This window comes from Dyella acidiphila (assembly GCF_014863405.1).
GTDB lineage: Bacteria > Pseudomonadota > Gammaproteobacteria > Xanthomonadales > Rhodanobacteraceae > Dyella_B > Dyella_B acidiphila.
In genome coordinates this window covers 170,945-188,082 of sequence record NZ_JACZZA010000010.1, presented here as the reverse complement: position 1 = coordinate 188,082, position 17,138 = coordinate 170,945, and the positions used below count along the sequence as shown (strand labels likewise).

Annotated in this window: 12 protein-coding genes; 7 read left to right on the top strand and 5 right to left on the bottom strand. The window is 63.6% G+C overall.

Annotated features, from left to right (window positions below):
* Window positions 1-63 precede the first annotated feature (63 nt).
* Window positions 64-2,898, top strand: coding sequence for a TIM-barrel domain-containing protein (locus tag IGX34_RS16205; protein ID WP_192556762.1), 2,835 nt, complete (start codon window positions 64-66; stop codon window positions 2,896-2,898).
* Window positions 2,899-3,664: 766 nt separating this feature from the next.
* Here IGX34_RS16205 and IGX34_RS16200 read toward each other — a convergent pair.
* A complete protein-coding gene (locus IGX34_RS16200) occupies window positions 3,665-4,834 on the bottom strand; it encodes a XylR family transcriptional regulator (protein ID WP_192556761.1) in 1,170 nt (389 codons plus the stop codon).
* A 173-nt stretch (window positions 4,835-5,007) separates the two neighbouring features.
* Here IGX34_RS16200 and xylA point away from each other — a divergent pair, with 173 nt between their 5' ends.
* From xylA to IGX34_RS16170, 6 genes are all read left to right on the top strand, one after another.
* Window positions 5,008-6,324, top strand: a complete 1,317-nt coding sequence (gene xylA, locus IGX34_RS16195) for a xylose isomerase (protein WP_192556760.1) — start codon at window positions 5,008-5,010, stop codon at window positions 6,322-6,324.
* 8 nt (window positions 6,325-6,332) lie between these two features.
* The gene (gene xylB, locus IGX34_RS16190) at window positions 6,333-7,823 is read left to right on the top strand and encodes a xylulokinase (protein WP_192556759.1); all 1,491 of its coding nucleotides are present in this window, start codon (window positions 6,333-6,335) and stop codon (window positions 7,821-7,823) included.
* 134 nt (window positions 7,824-7,957) lie between these two features.
* Window positions 7,958-8,938, top strand: coding sequence for a D-xylose ABC transporter substrate-binding protein (gene xylF, locus IGX34_RS16185; protein WP_225737517.1), 981 nt, complete (start codon window positions 7,958-7,960; stop codon window positions 8,936-8,938).
* Window positions 8,845-10,473 carry a xylose ABC transporter ATP-binding protein gene (locus IGX34_RS16180; protein ID WP_425598803.1) on the top strand — a complete coding sequence of 543 codons (1,629 nt, stop codon included), beginning with the start codon at window positions 8,845-8,847 and terminating at the stop codon, window positions 10,471-10,473. The genes xylF and IGX34_RS16180 overlap by 94 nt, the downstream gene beginning before the upstream one ends.
* Window positions 10,474-10,486: 13 nt before the next feature.
* Window positions 10,487-11,674, top strand: a complete 1,188-nt coding sequence (locus IGX34_RS16175; RefSeq protein WP_192556756.1) for a sugar ABC transporter permease — start codon at window positions 10,487-10,489, stop codon at window positions 11,672-11,674.
* 762 nt (window positions 11,675-12,436) lie between these two features.
* Window positions 12,437-13,171 (top strand): GH12 family glycosyl hydrolase domain-containing protein, encoded by a 735-nt coding sequence (locus tag IGX34_RS16170; RefSeq protein ID WP_192556755.1) that lies wholly within the window; start codon window positions 12,437-12,439, stop codon window positions 13,169-13,171.
* A gap of 36 nt (window positions 13,172-13,207) precedes the next feature.
* Here the strand turns inward: IGX34_RS16170 and IGX34_RS16165 are convergent, their stop codons facing one another.
* From IGX34_RS16165 to IGX34_RS16150, 4 genes are all read right to left on the bottom strand, one after another.
* Window positions 13,208-14,413 carry a GDSL-type esterase/lipase family protein gene (locus IGX34_RS16165; RefSeq protein ID WP_192556754.1) on the bottom strand — a complete coding sequence of 402 codons (1,206 nt, stop codon included), beginning with the start codon at window positions 14,411-14,413 and terminating at the stop codon, window positions 13,208-13,210.
* A gap of 220 nt (window positions 14,414-14,633) precedes the next feature.
* The gene (locus IGX34_RS16160) at window positions 14,634-15,917 is read right to left on the bottom strand and encodes a S8 family serine peptidase (RefSeq protein ID WP_192556753.1); all 1,284 of its coding nucleotides are present in this window, start codon (window positions 15,915-15,917) and stop codon (window positions 14,634-14,636) included.
* The gene (locus IGX34_RS16155) at window positions 15,914-16,546 is read right to left on the bottom strand and encodes a zf-HC2 domain-containing protein (protein ID WP_192556752.1); all 633 of its coding nucleotides are present in this window, start codon (window positions 16,544-16,546) and stop codon (window positions 15,914-15,916) included. The genes IGX34_RS16160 and IGX34_RS16155 overlap by 4 nt, the downstream gene beginning before the upstream one ends.
* On the bottom strand, window positions 16,543-17,127 hold the full coding sequence (locus IGX34_RS16150; RefSeq protein WP_192556751.1) for an RNA polymerase sigma factor: 585 nt from the start codon (window positions 17,125-17,127) through the stop codon (window positions 16,543-16,545). Before IGX34_RS16150 ends, IGX34_RS16155 begins: the two co-directional genes overlap by 4 nt.
* Window positions 17,128-17,138 lie beyond the last annotated feature (11 nt).

The window sequence follows — 17,138 nt, the reverse complement described above, 5'->3', positions numbered from 1 at the left end:
CGGAATGATGGTGCGGGGTAGCAAGCTTCCTCGTAAAGAGGCGGGCTCCATACCGAGGTCATCATGCCATTGATTCGTAAATCCGCGCTTTTTGTTGCTCTGCTTGGCACCGGTCTGCTGGCCGCTCATGCCGCACCGAGTCACGTCCAGAAACTTCCTGATGGCGTCATCGTGCAGCTCGACGGCTCGCCGCAGAAGGTGCGGCTGCAGTGGGTATCCGATCGCATCGTGCACGTGACGGTGGCCCCGGACGGCCGCTTCGACGATCTCCCGCCCAGCCTGATGGCGGTGAAGAGCGGCGGCTACGGCGACTTCAACGTCAGCGAGAATACGAATGACGTACAGGTAAAAACGGCAGCCTTCTCCGCCACCGTGTCGCTGCACGATGGCGCGCTTCATTTTGCCGATGCCAACGGCCATACCGTGCTGGCCGAGCATGCGGGCGGCCGCAGCTTCATTCCCGAAACGGTGCAGGGCAAGGCTTTCTATGCCATCCGTCAGCGCTTTGATTCGCCCTCCGACGAAGCCTTCTACGGTCTGGGCCAGCACCAGAATCGGCAGATGAACTACAAAGGCGAGGACGTGGAGCTGGCCCAGCACAATATGGATGTCGGCATTCCTTTTGTGGTTTCCACGCGCCATTACGGCCTGCTGTGGGACAACAATTCCATCACCCGCTTCGGCGACCCGCGCGAATACCAGCCGCTCAACACGTCGCTCAAGCTCTACGATGCCAACGGCAAGCCCGGTGGCCTCACGGCGCGTTACTACGACGGCACTACGCTCAAGCTCACGCGCAACGAAAGTGCGCCCAATTACCAGTACATCAAGGACCTGGCCAGCTGGCCCGCGGCATCGCCGGCCAAAGCCACCAGCAAGGTGGTCTGGGAAGGCAGCATCGAGGCCGCCACCTCCGGCACGCACAAGTTCCGCCTGTACGCCAGCAGCTATGCCAAGGTGTATGTGGACGGCAAGCTGATCTACGACGACTGGCGGCAGAACTGGAATCCCTGGTATCACAATTTCAAATTGCCGCTGGCGGCCCACACGCGCCACACCTTGCGCATCGAGTGGTTGCCGAACGAGGGTTATCTGACCTTGCTGCATCTCGATCCGCTGCCGGATGCGCAGCAGAACGAGCTATCGCTGTATTCGGAAGTGGCCAGTGCCGAGAACTACTACGTAGTCGGCGGCGACAGCATGGATCAGGTGATTGCAGGCTACCGCGACATCACTGGCAAAGCAGTGATGCTGCCGCGCTGGGTCTACGGCTTCTGGCAGAGCCGCGAGCGCTACAAGACGCAGGCGGAAATCCTCGACACTGCCAAGCGCTACCGCGCGCTGGGTCTGCCGATCGACAACATCGTGGAGGACTGGAATTACTGGCGCGACAACGACTGGGGCTCGCACGACTTCGACCCGGCGCGCTTTCCCGATCCGAAGAGCATGATCGAGCAGCTGCACGCCATGCATATGCATCTGATGATCTCAGTGTGGCCCAAGTTCTATCCCACCACCGCCAACTTCAAGGAACTGGATGCCAAGGGGCATATCTACCGGCGCAATATCGAGCAGGGCACGCTGGACTGGATCGGGCCGGGCTATCTGAGTTCCTTCTACGACCCGTATTCGCAGGAGGCGCGCTCGATCTACTGGCGCCAGATCCACGACAAGCTCGGCGTGCTGGGCATGGATGCGTGGTGGCTGGACGCCTCCGAGCCGGATATCGATTCCAACCTGGATATCGAAGAACGCAAGCTGCGCATGGGGCCGACCGCGATGGGGCCGGGCGCAGAGTTCTTCAACTCCTATCCGCTGATGCATACCACCAGCGTCTACCAGGGCTGGCGCAAGGATTATCCGGATCGTCGCGTATTTATCCTCACGCGCTCCGCTTTTGCCGGACAGCAGCGCAATGCCGCGGCCACCTGGAGCGGCGATGTGGCGGCGCGCTGGAGCAACCTGCGCGACCAGATTTCCGCCGGCGTGAATTTCTCGCTGTCGGGCATTCCGAACTGGACTACCGATATCGGCGGCTTCGCGGTCGAGCCGCGCTATGAAAAGCCGAGCGCTGCCGATCTGGACGAATGGCGCCAGCTATACGTGCGCTGGTTCCAGTTCGGTGCCTTTATGCCGCTGTTCCGTTCGCACGGGCAGTTTCCGTACCGGGAGATCTACAACATCGCGCCGCAGGGTTCGGCGGTGTATCAGATCCTGGCCTACTACGATCAGCTGCGTTATCGCCTGATGCCGTACATCTACACCCTGGCCGGCGACACCTACTGGCGCGACGGCACCATCATGCGCGGGCTGCCGATGGATTTTCCGGACGACCCGAAACTGCGCAATATCGACGACGAATACATGTTTGGCCCGGCCTTCCTGGTGGCGCCGGTGACGGCTTACAAAGCGACGTCGCGTCAGGTCTATCTGCCGGCGGGCGCTTCCTGGTACGACTTCCATAGCGGCAAGCGTTACGCCGGCGGCGCATCGATCCAGGCCGAGGCACCGCTGGCGCGGATGCCGCTGTTCGTGCGTGCAGGTGCGATCGTGCCGACCGGGCCGGCGATTCAATACACCGGCGAACAGCCGGATGCGCCGATTACCTTGCTGGTGTACCAGGGCGCCGACGGGCACTTTGCGTTATATGAAGATGCGGGTACGGATTATGGCTATGAGCAAGGGCATTATTCGCGTATTCCGCTGAGCTATGACGATGCTTCGCATACTCTGACGCTGGGCAAGCGCGAGGGTGATGGCAGCGGGGCGCCGACGCATCGGAAGTTTGTGGTTCGCATTGTCGATGGAGCTCATTCGAACCAGGATGCAGGCGATAGCGCTCGCGACCAGTCGGTGGATTATGACGGCAGCGAAATCAGGGTCTCGTTGGCCAAATAACCACCGCGCCATACGCCGCTCTTCTCCCTCTCCCCTTCGGGGAGAGGGTCGGGGTGAGGGGCAACCTCGCAATGATGCAGCTAGGGCGATGCGCTCATTGCTTCAAGGCTTTTCACTTCAAGCATCTTCGCAAGAGTGGCCCCTCACCCCAGCCCTCTCCCCGAAGGGGAGAGGGGGCACCGCACAGTCCAGTGACTCGGCACAATAATCAGTTCGCCATGCACTGCTCTTCTCCCTCTCCCCTTCGGGGAGAGGGTCGGGGTGAGGGGCAACCTCGCCATGATGCAGCTAGGGCGATGCGCTCATTGCTTCAAGGCTTTTCACTTCAAGCATCTTCGCAAGAGTGGCCCCTCACCCCAGCCCTCTCCCCGAAGGGGAGAGGGGGCGCCGCACAGTCCAGTGACTCGGCACAATAATCAGTTCGCCATGCACCGCTCTTCTCCCTCTCCCCGAAGGGGAGAGGGAGCGCCGTACAGTCCAGTGACTCGGCACAATAATCAGTTCGCCATGCACCGCTCTTCTCCCTCTCCCCGAAGGGGAGAGGGAGCGCCGTACAGTCCAGTGACTCGGCACAATAATCAGTTCGCCACGCACTGCTCTTCTCCCTCTCCCCTTTGGGGAGAGGGTCGGGGTGAGGGGCAACCTTGCTATGATGCAGCTAGGGCGATGCGCTCATTGCTTCAAGGCTTTTCACTTCAAGCGTCTTCGCAAGAGTGGCTCCTCACCCCAGCCCGCTCCCCGAAGGGGAGAGAGCGCATCGCGCAGTTCAGTGACTGCGCGCATTCTCCATAAACTGCCGCGGCGTGCAGTTGAACTCGCGCCGGAACACCGCGTACATATACTGCAGCGAAGTAAACCCGCTGCGTATCGCCACTTCCGTCAGCGGAATGGCCGGGTCGTTCAACATCGTCCGCGCCATGCGCAGCTTGTGCTCCAGAATCGTCTGGTGCACCGATTGCTTCAGTTCGCGCTTGAAATGCTCTTCCAGCAGCGTGCGCGAGATGCCGACGTAGTCGGCCACCTGTTCGGTCTTGATGCCCAGGCAGGCGTACTGGCGGATGTAATGCCTGGCACGCATCACGTACGGGCTCTTCAGCGGCTGGTGCTGGCTGGTGGCCTGCACGTTGAGACCCACCGGCGGCACCAGGATGCGGGTGGTGGAGCAGTCGCCGCCGTGCAGCATCTGGTGCAGCACCTGCGCGGCCATGCGGCCCATTTCTTCCGCGCCCTGGATCACCGAGGTCAGCGGAATGCGGCTGAGCAATTGCGCAATCGGATCGTTGTCGATGCCGACGATGGCGATCTGTTCGGGAATCGGCACGTCGGCCACCACACAGGCCTGCAGCAGCTGGCGGGCACGTGCATCGGTCACGGCGATAATGCCGATCGGCTTGGGCAGCGAACGTACCCAATCCACCATTTCTTCCTGCGCGCGGCCCCAGCCGCCAGCACTGGTGGACGAGCCGCGATAGACGATGCCGTCCAGCCCGTCCGCGTCGATCATGCGTTTGAACGCCAGTTCGCGTTCGCAGGCCCAGCGGTTGCCGGGGGCCGGCGGCAGGCCGTAGAAGGCAAAGCGTTGCAGGCCCTGTTCGATCAGGTGGTCGTAGGCCAGCCGCACCAGTTTCTGGTTGTCCGTAGCGACATACGGAATATTCGCCGGATACTGCGAATCGTCGGCGTAGGAGCCGCCAACCGCTACCACCGGAATGGGCATGGCGGCGAGCGCTTCGCCTACTACCGGGTCGTCGAAGTCGGCAATGATGCCGTCGCCGCGCCAGTGGTGGATGCCCACGGTACGGCTGCGGAAATCCTCTTCCATAAACAGATCCCACTCCACCCGCGTGGACGTGAGATATTGGCCGATGCCGGCAATGACTTGCCGGTCGTACACCTTGTTGGCGTTGAAAAGCAGTGCGATGCGATGCGGCGACATGTCGTTCCGATTGCCTAAAACTGCGGAATTTCCCCTCGCTGGGACGCTAGCAGCTCAATCGCGCTGGTACATGACGCAACGCGACAAAGAAAAAACCTGTCGCGCTGACGGATTTCGCAATTGCGGCCCTGCCGGGCCACACGCAGCATCCTGGGAGCGAACAGGAGCACCCCATGAGTTATTTCGAGCATATTCCGCCCATTCGACTGGCCAAGGGCGACGATGCGCAGGCACTGGCTTTCCGCCATTACGACCCGGCCCGGCTGGTGCTGGGCAAGCGCATGGACGAGCACCTGCGGCTGGCGGTGTGTTACTGGCACAGCTTTGTCTGGCCGGGTACCGACATGTTCGGTTTCGGCACGTTCCAGCGGCCCTGGCAGGGCGCCGGCGATCCGATGGCGCAGGCGCGCCTGAAGGCGGATGCGGCGTTCGATTTTTTCCAGCGCCTGGGCGCGCCGTTCTACACCTTCCATGACACCGATATCGCGCCGGAAGGCGACAGCCTGAAGGATTACGTGCGCAACCTGTCGAGCATGGTCGACGTGCTCGAGGCCAAGCAGGCGCAGACCGGCATGCAGCTGCTGTGGGGCACGGCCAATCTGTTCAGTCATCCGCGCTATGCGGCAGGCGCGGCCAGCAGTCCGCAGCCGGAAGTATTCGCCTGTGCGGCCACGCAGGTATTTCACGCCATGGCGGCGACCCAGCGGCTGGGCGGCGCCAACTATGTGTTGTGGGGCGGCCGCGAAGGCTACGACACCTTGCTCAACACCGACCTGCGCCGCGAGCGCGCGCAGCTGGGCCGCTTCTTCCAGATGGTGGTGGAGCACAAGCATCGCATCGGCTTCAAGGGCACCATCTTGATCGAGCCCAAGCCGCAGGAACCCACCAAGCATCAATACGACTACGACAGCGCCACGGTATATGGCTTCCTCAAGGACTTCGGCCTGGAACACGAGGTGAAGGTAAACCTGGAAGCGAACCACGCCACGCTGGCCGGTCACTCTTTCCACCACGAAGTGGCCACTGCGATCTCGCTGGGCATTTTCGGCAGCATCGATGCCAATCGCGGCGATCCGCAGAACGGCTGGGACACCGATCAGTTTCCCAATAGCGTGGAAGAACTGACCTTGGTGATGTACGAGATCCTGCGCCACGGCGGCTTCACCACCGGCGGCTTCAACTTCGATACCAAGGTACGCCGGCAGAGCAGTGCGGCGGCCGATCTGTTCCATGGCCATATCGGCGCGATCGATGCACTGGCACTGGCCCTGGAGCGTGCAGCGGCGATGATCGAGCGCGACACGCTGGCCGAGTTCAAGGCCGCGCGCTACGCCGGCTGGGACCAGGATCTGGGCAAGCGCATTCTTGCCGGCGAGTTCAGCCTGCAGTCGCTGGCTGAAGATGCCGTGCAGCGCGACCTGCGGCCAGCGCATGTTTCCGGCCAGCAGGAGTACCTGGAAAACCTGGTCAACCGGTATATCTACCGCTGAGCGCCGGCATGTTCCTGGGCATCGATCTCGGTACCTCCGCCGTCAAGGCGGTATTGATCGACGAAAGCGGCGCGGTGCGCGCGATGGCGGCGCATCCGCTGCCGATTTCCAATCCGCAGCCGCGCTGGTCGGAGCAGCAGCCGGACGATTGGTGGCAGGCGACGCAATCGTCGGTTGAGCAGTTGCTGGAGGCGGCGCAGGCGCAGGGCATTTCGCCGCGCCAGATCGCCGGCATCGGCCTCAGCGGCCAGATGCACGGCGCCACCGTGCTGGATCGCGATCATCGCGTGCTGCGTCCAGCGATTCTATGGAACGACGGGCGCAGCGATGCGCAATGCCGTGAGATGGAAGGCTGGCCGGCGTTCCGGCAGATCACCGGCAACCTCGCGATGCCGGGATTCACCGCGCCGAAATTGCTATGGCTACGCGAGCATGAGCCGCGCGTATTCGAGCGCATCGCCAAAGTGCTGCTGCCCAAGGATTACCTGCGCTGGCGGCTGACCGGCGAGTTCGCCACCGATGTCTCCGATGCGGCCGGCACTTTGTGGCTGGACGTGGCGCAGCGCTGCTGGAGCACGCGCATGCTCGATGCCTGCGGCCTGTCGCTGGACACCATGCCGGCCGTGCACGAAGGCAATGCCGTGACCGGTTATTTGGATGCTGAGCTGGCCCAGCGCTGGGGCATGCAGCGCGTACCGGTGGCTGCCGGCGGCGGCGACAATGCCGCCGGCGCGGTCGGTGTCGGCATGGTGCGGCATGGGCAGGCGATGCTGTCGCTGGGTACGTCGGGCGTGTATTTCGCGGTGTCCGACGGCTACCGCGCGCGACCGGAAGATGCCGTGCACAGTTTCTGCCATGCCCTGCCGGGCAGCTGGCATTTGATGTCGGTGATGCTCAATGCGGCCAGCTGCCTGGACTTCACCGCCAGCCTTGGCGGCTATGCGAATGTCGCCGGCATGCTGGCCGATGCCGAGCAGGCCGGCCTGCGACGGGAAGGGCCGCTGTTCCTGCCGTATCTCAGCGGCGAGCGTACGCCGCATAACGACGTGCATGCCTGCGGCGCCTTCGCCGGCCTGCGTGTGGACAGCACGCGCGCAGACCTTGCTAATGCCGCGCTGGAAGGGGTCGGGCTTGGTTTGCTTGATGGTATCGAGGCGGTGGATGCGGCAGGTTTGCGCGTCGACCAGATCACCGTGATCGGCGGCGGTTCGCGCAGCGGCTATTGGACGCAGATGCTGGCCGACATTATCGGCCGGCCATTGATCCTGCGTGCGGGCGGCGAAGTGGGGGCGGCACTGGGCGCGGCGCGGCTGGCACATCTGGCCGCGGAGCCCGGCGCCAGGATCGAGCAGGTGTGCGGCATGCCGGAGACGGTGGCGGTGCGCAAGCCCGATGCTGCGCGGCATGCGTATTTCCGCGAGCGGCGGCAGCCGCGTTTCCGCGCCTTGTATCGGCAGCTGGCAGCGGTGTATCGGGCGGACGAGGGCGAGCCTACATGAGGCGGCGCACCGCCTTTCTCCCTCTCCCCTTTGGGGAGAGGGTCGGGGTGAGGGGCCACTCTTGCGAAAGATTTCGGCCAGTGCGTCCCCTCACCCCAGCCCTCTCCCCAAAGGGGAGAGGGAGCAAAGCGCTGTTGTTCGTCGCATTGCTGTTGTTTGCCGCGCTCGCCCACGCCAGCAAAGAACACCCCGTAATCGGTTTCTCCATCGACGACCTGCGCCTGGAACGGTGGGCGCACGATCGCGACTACTTCGTGGCCGCCGCCAACCGCCTCGGCGCCAAGGTCTACGTGCAATCGGCCGATGCCAGCGAAGAGCGCCAGGTGGCGCAGCTGGAAAACCTGATCGCGCGCCAGGTCGACGTGCTGGTGATCGTGCCGTTCAATTCCAAGGTGCTGAGCAACGTAGTGGCCGAAGCGCGGCGCAACGGCATCAAGGTAGTGTCCTACGATCGCCTGATCCTCAACGCCGACGTCGATGCCTACATCACCTTCGACAACGAACGTGTCGGCGAACTGCAGGCGCAGGGTGTGCTGAATCTCGCGCCGAAGGGTAATTACTTTCTGCTTGGCGGCTCGCCCACCGACAACAATGCCAAGATCATCCGCGACGGCCAGATGAAGGTGCTGCAGCCGGCGGTCGCCAGCGGCGCAGTGAAGATCGTGGGCCAGCAGTGGACGCCGGACTGGGATGCGTCCAAGGCGCTGCGCATTGTCGAAGATGCGCTGACCGCCAATGCCAACCATGTCCAGGGCGTGGTGGCCTCGAACGACGCCACCGCCGGTGGCGCGATCCAGGCGCTGGCCGCGCAGAAGCTGGCCGGCAAGGTGCCGGTGTCGGGGCAGGATGCCGACCTGGCTGCGGTGCGCCGCGTGCTCGACGGCACCCAGGCGATGACGGTGTACAAGCCGATCCGGCAGCTCGCCACGCGCGCGGCGGAACTGTCGGTGCAACTGGTGCGCGATCAAGCGCCCGCCTACGACACCACGCTAAATAACGGCAGCAAGCCAGTGAACAGCATATTGCTGTCGCCGATCCTGCTGACCCGCCAGAACGTGGATGTGGTGATCAAGGACGGCTTCTATACCCATGCACAGGTCTACGGCGCGCCATGAGCGATTACCTGTTCGAAATGCTTGGCATCGGCAAATCGTTTGCCGGCGTGCGCGCGCTGGACGGCATCGACCTGCGCGTGCGTCCCGGTGAATGCCTGGGTTTGTGCGGTGAGAACGGCGCCGGCAAGTCCACCTTGATGAAGGTATTGTCGGGCGTGTATCCGCACGGCAGCTGGGAAGGCGAGATCCTCTGGCAAGGGCAGGCGCTGCAAGCCCGCTCGGTGCGCGACAGCGAACGCGCCGGCATCGTGATCATCCACCAGGAACTGATGCTGGTGCCGGGCTTGTCGGTGGTGGAAAACCTGTTCCTCGGCAGCGAGCCGACCCGGCCGGGCGGGCGCATGGACTACGAGGCGATGCATGCGCGCGCCCGTGCGCTGCTGCAGGAACTGCAACTGGATGACGTGGATCTGTCATTGCCGGTAATGCATTACGGCGGCGGCCACCAGCAGCTATTCGAGATCGCCAAGGCACTGGCCAAAGATGCACGCCTGCTGATTTTCGACGAGCCCACCTCGTCGCTGACGATGAAAGAAACCGAAGTGCTGCTGGGGATCATCGAGCGGCTCAAACAGCGCGGCATTGCCTGCATCTACATCTCGCACAAGCTCGATGAAGTGGCGCGCGTATGCGATACGGTCAGTGTAATTCGCGACGGCCGGCATGTGGCCACCCAGCCGATGCGCGAGCTGGACGAGCAGCGCATCATCGCGCTGATGGTCGGGCGCCAGCTGGAAACGCTGTATCCGCGCGTGGAGCGCGAGATCGGCGGGGTGGTGCTCCGGGTGCAGCATATGAACTGCCAGGACGCGCTGAATCCAGCGCGCCAGCGGGTGAAAGATGTTTCCTTCGCGCTGCGCCGGGGCGAGATCCTGGGCTTGGCCGGGTTGGTCGGGGCAGGGCGCACCGAATTGGTCAGCGCAATTTTTGGCGCCTACGCCGGCCGCAGTGCGGGCGAAGTGTGGATGGATGGCCGCCCGCTGCGCATCCGTTCGCCTCGCGACGCGATCCAGGCCGGCATGGCGATGGTGCCGGAGGATCGCAAGCGCCACGGCATCGTGCCCCTGCTGGGCGTGGATAAAAACATCACCCTGGCCACCCTGCGTCACTACACGCGGGCAGGGAAGGTGCAGCACGAGCAGGAATGCCGTGTGGCCGAAGACCAGATCGCCAGGATGCGCGTCAAGACCGCGCATGCATTCCAGCCGATCGTGCATCTGTCCGGCGGCAACCAGCAGAAGGCGCTGTTTGCGCGCATGCTGCTGACGCGGCCGAAGGTGCTGATCCTGGATGAACCCACGCGCGGCGTGGACGTGGGCGCCAAGGCGGATATCTATCGATTGATCTTCGAGCTGGCGGCCGAAGGTGTGTCGATCATCATGGTGTCGTCCGAGTTGCCGGAAATTCTGGGTGTGAGCGATCGCGTGCTGGTGATGAGCGAGGGCCGCCTGTGCGGCGACTTCATCAACGCCGGCCTCACCCAGGAACAGATCATGACTGCCGCCATCGATGGCGGTGGTCGCGCGGTTGCCTAGGAGGTTTGTGCACATGGTTGCTGTATCGCCCAGATCGCCGTCGGCCAAGCCCATGCCGATCCATGCGCAGGATTTGCGCAAGCTGTTTGTGCAGTACAAGATCCTGGCGCTGCTGCTGGCGCTGGCGGCGATCTGGGGCTTCTTCCATGTTGCCACCGACGGCGCCTTCATCACCTCGCGCAATGTATCGAACCTGCTGCGGCAGACCTCGATCACCGGCATGCTCGCCTGCGGCATGGTGTTCGTGATCATTGCAGGCGAAATCGATCTTTCGGTCGGCTCGCTGCTGGGCCTGCTCGGCGGCGTGGCAGCCGTGCTTACCGTCAACCTGGCGTGGTCGTCTTGGGCGGCGGTCGCCGCGGTGCTGCTGCTCGGCCTGGCGGCCGGCGGCTTGAACGGCTTTGTCGTCACGCAGTTGCGGGTGCCGTCCTTCATTGTCGGATTGGGCGGCATGTTGCTATATCGCGGCATCCTGCAGGGCATTACGCGCGGCGCCACCATCGCGCCGGTGCCGGCCGACCTGGTGTATCTGGCGCAAGGCTATCTGCCACCTGTGCCATCGAGTGTGCTGGCTGCGGCGGTATTTGCGACGATGGTGCTGTCCACGCTGTTGCGACGCCGGCGGCGCGCAGGCATGGCCATCACGCAGGCGCCGCTGTGGAGCGATGCACTGAAGCTGGGTGCCATCGGTATCGTGCTGGCGGTATTCGTCAGCATGCTCAATCGCTACAGCGGCGTGCCACTGCCGGTGCTGTTGCTGCTCGTGCTGCTGGCGGTGTTCACCTATGTCGGTACGCAGACGGTGCTGGGCCGGCATATCTACGCGGTGGGTGGCAATGTGGAAGCCAGCCGGCTGTCCGGCATCAACGTCAGCGGCGTGAAGATGCTGGTGTTTGCGCTGATGGGTTTGATGTGCGCGTTTGCCGGCATCATCAATACCGCGCGGCTGGCGGCAGGTTCGCCTTCGGCCGGCACCAATGGCGAACTGGATGCAATCGCCGCCTGTTTCATCGGCGGCACCTCGATGCGCGGCGGCGCCGGCACGGTGCATGGTGCGCTGATTGGTGCGCTGGTGATGACCAGTCTCGACAACGGCATGTCGATGATGGACGTGGACAACTACTGGCAGCTGATCGTGAAGGGTTCGATCCTGGTAATCGCCGTGTGGATCGATGTGCTGTCGGGGGCCAAGCGGGACTGAGCCGAGCACTGAATTTTCGAGTTGCAGGCAGCGATCCAATCCCTCCCCGGATGCCGTTGCCTGGACGGACGCCGATCAGGCATGACGTGCCTGGTCGGCTTTTTTTATGTGGATGCATCCAACTGTTTAATCGTTTCCCGCATCCCCCGCATTCCTCTCATCCCTCTCATCCCTCTCTCTTCCCTCCCGTCATCCCTCCCGTCATCCCTCCCGTCATCCCGGCGAAGGCCGGGACCCAGCGTCTTTCACTGCACACAGTCACTGGGTCCCGGCCTTCGCCGGGATGACGGAGGGTGAGTGGCCGGGATGACGGAGGGTGAGTAGCCGGGATGATGGGAGTGTGAGTGGCCGAGATGACGGAGGGTGAGTAGCCGGGATGATGGGAGGGTGAGTGGCCGGAATGACGAGAGGGTGAGTGATGGGGTGAAGGTTTGGCCAGCGACAGATAGTGCGCCGCCGGCAAGCATGGCAGCTTGTCATGCGAGTCTTTTTTTCTTGTTGTTTTCTTCACGCTTTTTGCCAAACAAAAAATCCCGCATTACGAAATCACCTGTTCAAACGCATATACCGCGTTTTTGATTTGACGAACATCACCGCCTGACTTATCGATATATCCGCTACGCCGCCATGCATTGCATGCCGGCTAAGCCGGGGTCGCATGGCTTCAAGAAAAGTTGATTTCGCACGCCAGGGCCGCTGCGGCCTCCGTCTGGCGCGGCCATCTACGGCCGTCATTTCCAAACTTACGGGAAAGGAATCAGCATGAAGAAATCACTTGTTTCACTCGCCGGCACGGCATGCCTGCTGACGGCGTTTGTCGCGCACGCAGGCGATTACAATCTGTATTCGCCGTATTTCGCCTGGGACAATAACTTCAACAACAGCGCCATCGCCTGGAGCCCGTCCAGTGGCGCGTATCCGCAATGGACCGCTTCCTTCAATTTTTCCAGCGACAGCCTATACGGTTATCCCGCAAGCATCCGCGGCTGGCATTACGGCTGGAATCCCACCGGAGATACGTTGTTCCCGAAACAAATCTCCGCCACGCAAACCATTCCGGCAGCGTTCTCCTACGCCTCGGGCGGCAGCAATATGGCCGGCGACTTTGCGTACGACATGTTCCTGCGCAACGACAGCCAGAAGTCCACGCCGGAGCTGGAAGTGATGATCTGGGCCGGCAACAATTCCTATCCGATCGGCACGGTGTTGGCGACGGGGGTGCTCACCGAGAACGGCGTCACTTACGATCTGTGGGGTGGTGACAATACCGCTGCCGGCTATTACGTCTACACCTTCCTGCCTCAGCGCAGCAGCGTACCGGCCAGCCTGCCTACCGGCGGCAGCGCCAATGTCGACATCATGCACTTCTTCAACGTGCTCAATGGGCGCGCCAACTTCAGCAGCGCCATGTATCTGGACGTGGTGGAGGCCGGTTGCGAGATCGTGCGCGGCAACGGCTGGGTGTCCACCACGTGGTTCAGTGTGGACGCGCAATAGCGATACATGGCGGGGCGTTCGCGCCCCGCCATGCCGTCACGGCGTGAACAGCTTCAAGTCGATGGCATTCGCCATTGCCTGATAGCCGGCGCCATTGGGATGCAGGTGATCGCCGCTGTCGTAGGCGGCCTGCATCTGCAGCGGGTGCGCCGGATCGCGGATGGCGCGGTCGAAATCGATCACGCCGTCGAAGGCGCCGGAGCTGCGGATCCAGCTGTTCACCGCTTCGCGCGCCTGTTCGCCGGCCACGCTGTGATACGGCCAGCCGTTGCCGCCATATGGCGTGAGCGTGGCGCCGTAGATCTTGATGTGCCTGGTATGTGCGCGGGCGATCAGGGTTTTCATGCCGTCGATGATCTGCTGTGCGCTGATCTTGTCCTTGGCCGCGATGGCCCAGCCGGAACCGCCGATATCGTTGATGCCTTCCAGCAGCAGGATCCAGTGCACGCCGGGTTTGTCCAATGCATCGCGGTCGAAACGTGACAGGGCATTGGGGCCGAAATCGTCATGCAGGATGCGGTTGCCGCCGATGCCCGCATTGGCGACGCCGATGGCGGCCAGCTTGGGATCGGCGTGCAGGCGCGCAGCAAGTTGGTCGGGCCAGCGCTGGTTGGCATCCTGCTTGGAACCCACGCCTTCGGTGATGGAGTCGCCGAAGGTCACCACGGTTTGCCTGGCGGCGGGTCCGCTCACGGCGATATCGGTCAGCAGAAAGCGACTGCCGCTGTTTTCGTCGGCGGGAAATTGCACCGCGGCCGTCGCGTCTCCGGTTTCATTGATATAGCTGGTGGCGATGGCATTGCGATGCACGGTGGCGGGGCCGTCCACATTGCCGGGTGGTACGTAGAAACTGACCGCAAGCTCCTGCAGCGGCTGTACCGTCATCGGCAACGGATCGCTCCACACACTGTCGCCCTTGGCGATGGTGATGGTGGGCTTGCCGTCGAAGAGCAGGGTGTGATCGCTACCGGGCACGATGCTGGTGCCGCTGGCATGCACGGCCAGGTGCACGGGGCCGACGGTGAGTGGTGCGCTGCCAAACAGATTCGACAGGCGAATGCGCACGCTATCGCCGCCGACGCTGACGCGAGCGAATTCGCGCACGCTTTGCGCCTTCAGCAACGGGCCGGGCGAATCCGGTACGCCGCTCCAGGTATCGACCCAGTGCGGGCTCGCGCCGGCGGCCGCAGCGGCGATAAAGCTGGATAGTGCAAAGGCGATGATCGGCTTGGACAGGCGCACGCTGGAATCCCCGGTTGGCGACGATGCACCGGGACATATAGCAGAAGGGGGTTTAACGAAACCGCGGCGGCGCTTTACAAAATTTATCGATGCGCTGCGACAAATCGTAGGTTGGGTTAGCGCAGCGTAACCCAACGATAGCTCGCCGCTTCGTTGGAGATAGTTGGGTAAGCCCCGGATCAAGTCCGGGGTAGCCCAACCTACGCTGGCGAGTGGTTGCTCAGGGCGATGCTTGCTTTTCGCGCAACGCCGCCACCGCTGCCGCGGCATTCACCTGCAACATGCCGCCGGACATCTTGCTATTGCGCAACAGCACCTCGCGCATGCTCGCCGCATCCAGCTTCGGCGCCACCGCAAGCAACAACGCGGCAATGCCGCTGACATGCGCAGCGGCCATCGAGGAGCCGGAGGTGAAGTCGTAGCCGCCGCCGGGTTGGGTGGTGAGGATGTCCTTGCCGGGTGCGCTCACCACATTCGGCGGGGCGGTCGAGGTTTCGCTGGTGCGCACCACGATCACGCCAGGTGCGTTATCGGGAAAGCCGCCCAGGCTGCCGTCGGGCGGCAGCGCAGCGACCACGATGCGGCCCTGCTCGAGCAATTGCGCCAACAGCTTGTCGAGCAGCGGATCGGCAGGTCCGCCCAGGCTCAAATTGACGATGCGTGCATCGGTGTCGATCACCGCCGCCAGCGCCTTGGCCAGGGTGAAGGAATTGCAATGTGCACCGCCGGAGGAGGGTGCATACCAGCATGCTTTGTACACGCTGAGCACCGCCTTGGGTGCGATGCCGACAATGCCTTTGTGGTTGTCGGCGTCGGCAGCGATCACGCCGGCCACTTCGGTGCCGTGATGATCGCGGTCGAAGGCGCTGGCATCGTCGTCGACCATGTTGTGGGTATCGTGGATGCGGCCCTGCAGGTCAGGATGGGTGAGGTCGGCGCCGGTATCCACTACCGCGATATGCACGCCCTGGCCCTGGCTCATGCGCTGCGCCATGGCGGCATCGGTTTCCACGAAGCCACGCTGCAGGTTTACGTACGGGTCGTTGTACTGCTGCGTGGAGGGCGCGGGCGTTGCATCTGCATACACCGCGTAATCCTGCAGCGGCTGGGCGAGCTGCACGCGTCGGTCCTTGGCCAGCTGCTTGAGCACATCGTCGCGCACCATGCCCGGTGGCGTTTCCAGCACTACGCAATACACGCCCAGCGCCTTGATCGGCCAGCCGGCCACTTCATGCAGGCCGTAGCTTTGCTTCAGTTCGTTGAGCGTGGAAACCGCGCGTTGCCCGGCACCGTAATAGCCGGTGGGCGCGTAGCCGAGCAGACTGGAGCCGGCATGCGTGGCGGGTGGTTCGATCGGGTTGGCCACCGCCAGCACGATGTCGCGCTGGCTGTTCATGCCGGCCGCCGCGTTGGCGGTGTGATCCGCCGCGGCTGCGGCGGACACGTGCAGGCATGCGCCCCATACAGCGAAAACGGCAGCAAGAACGAAAGCGCGCTGCTTCATGGGGTGTCGGTCACCGGCTCCGCCAGGCGCACGCCGCGGGCGGCACGCAATTGCTGCAGGGCATCGCGCGTGGCCGGCGCGGAGGCGGCGGGTGCGACCGTGTAGGCGCCCACTTCGTTGGGGCCGCCCACCACCTGCAACTGCAGCGAGTGCAGCAGTGCATTCCAGTCGGCCAGGGTCATGCTGGTATCGGGCACCACGCGGATGGCGCCGGGCGCGACCGGTGCGGCGGCCTGGCTGAGCGTTTGATAGGCCGCGGTGTTGCCGCCCGACCACAGCTTCAGGCCCATCGCGCCGATGCCGATCGCCTGCAGCAGCACGGCGGCGGCTAGTGCGCGTGTCAGCCAGCCGCCGACGCGCAGGCGTTGCGGTTCCTGCTGCGGCGTATCGAGCCGGCCGAGCAGGCGCTGCAAGCCGGCCTCGGCGTCGACCGGCACATCCGCCGGCAGCGCCATCGCACGGTGCAGGCGGGTCTGCTGCGCGAATTCGGCGCGGCAGGCCGCGCAATGGGCCAGGTGCTGGTCGAGCCACTCGCGCTGCTCCGGGGTGGCGCTGTCTTGCAGCACCCAGGGCATGGCATCCCATGCGCGCGGGCAATCCTGGCTGGAATAAGTCGGAAGCGTGGTCATGGCGCGTTCTCTTTAAAAGCAGATGAGCCTTCAGCCAAGGCGGGAAGTACGTTGCGCAGTTTGACGCGGGCATGGAACAGGCGCGCCTTCACCGTGCCTACCGGGCACTGCATGATGGCCGCGACATCGTCCAGATTGTGGCCGGCGCCGTACACCAGTTCGACCACCACGCGCTGGTCGGCGGACAGGCGCTCCAGCCCCTTGCCCAGCCAGTCGCGCAGTTCGCGGTCTTCGTTCGGATCTTCGGTGGGAATGCGCTCTTCCGGTACGTTGCTGTCTTCGACCGGTTCGTCGCCATGCTGCCGCAGCGCCTTCAGGCCGCAGCGGTAGGCGATGCCCATGATCCAGGTGGAAACGCGCGAGTCGCCGCGGAAATCGCCGGCTTTCTGCCAGGCGATCCAGAAGCAGTCGTTGATCACTTCCTCGATGATGTCGGCGCGCCGGGTCAGGCGGGACAGGAAGCGGCACAGCCGCCCGTGATAGCCGCGGTAGAGGGTGGCCAGCGCGGCGCGGTCGCCGGCCGCCATGCGCTGGAGCAGCAGGCGGTCGGTGCTATCGGCGTTGAGTTCGGCGTCGGTCATAGGCTTGGAGT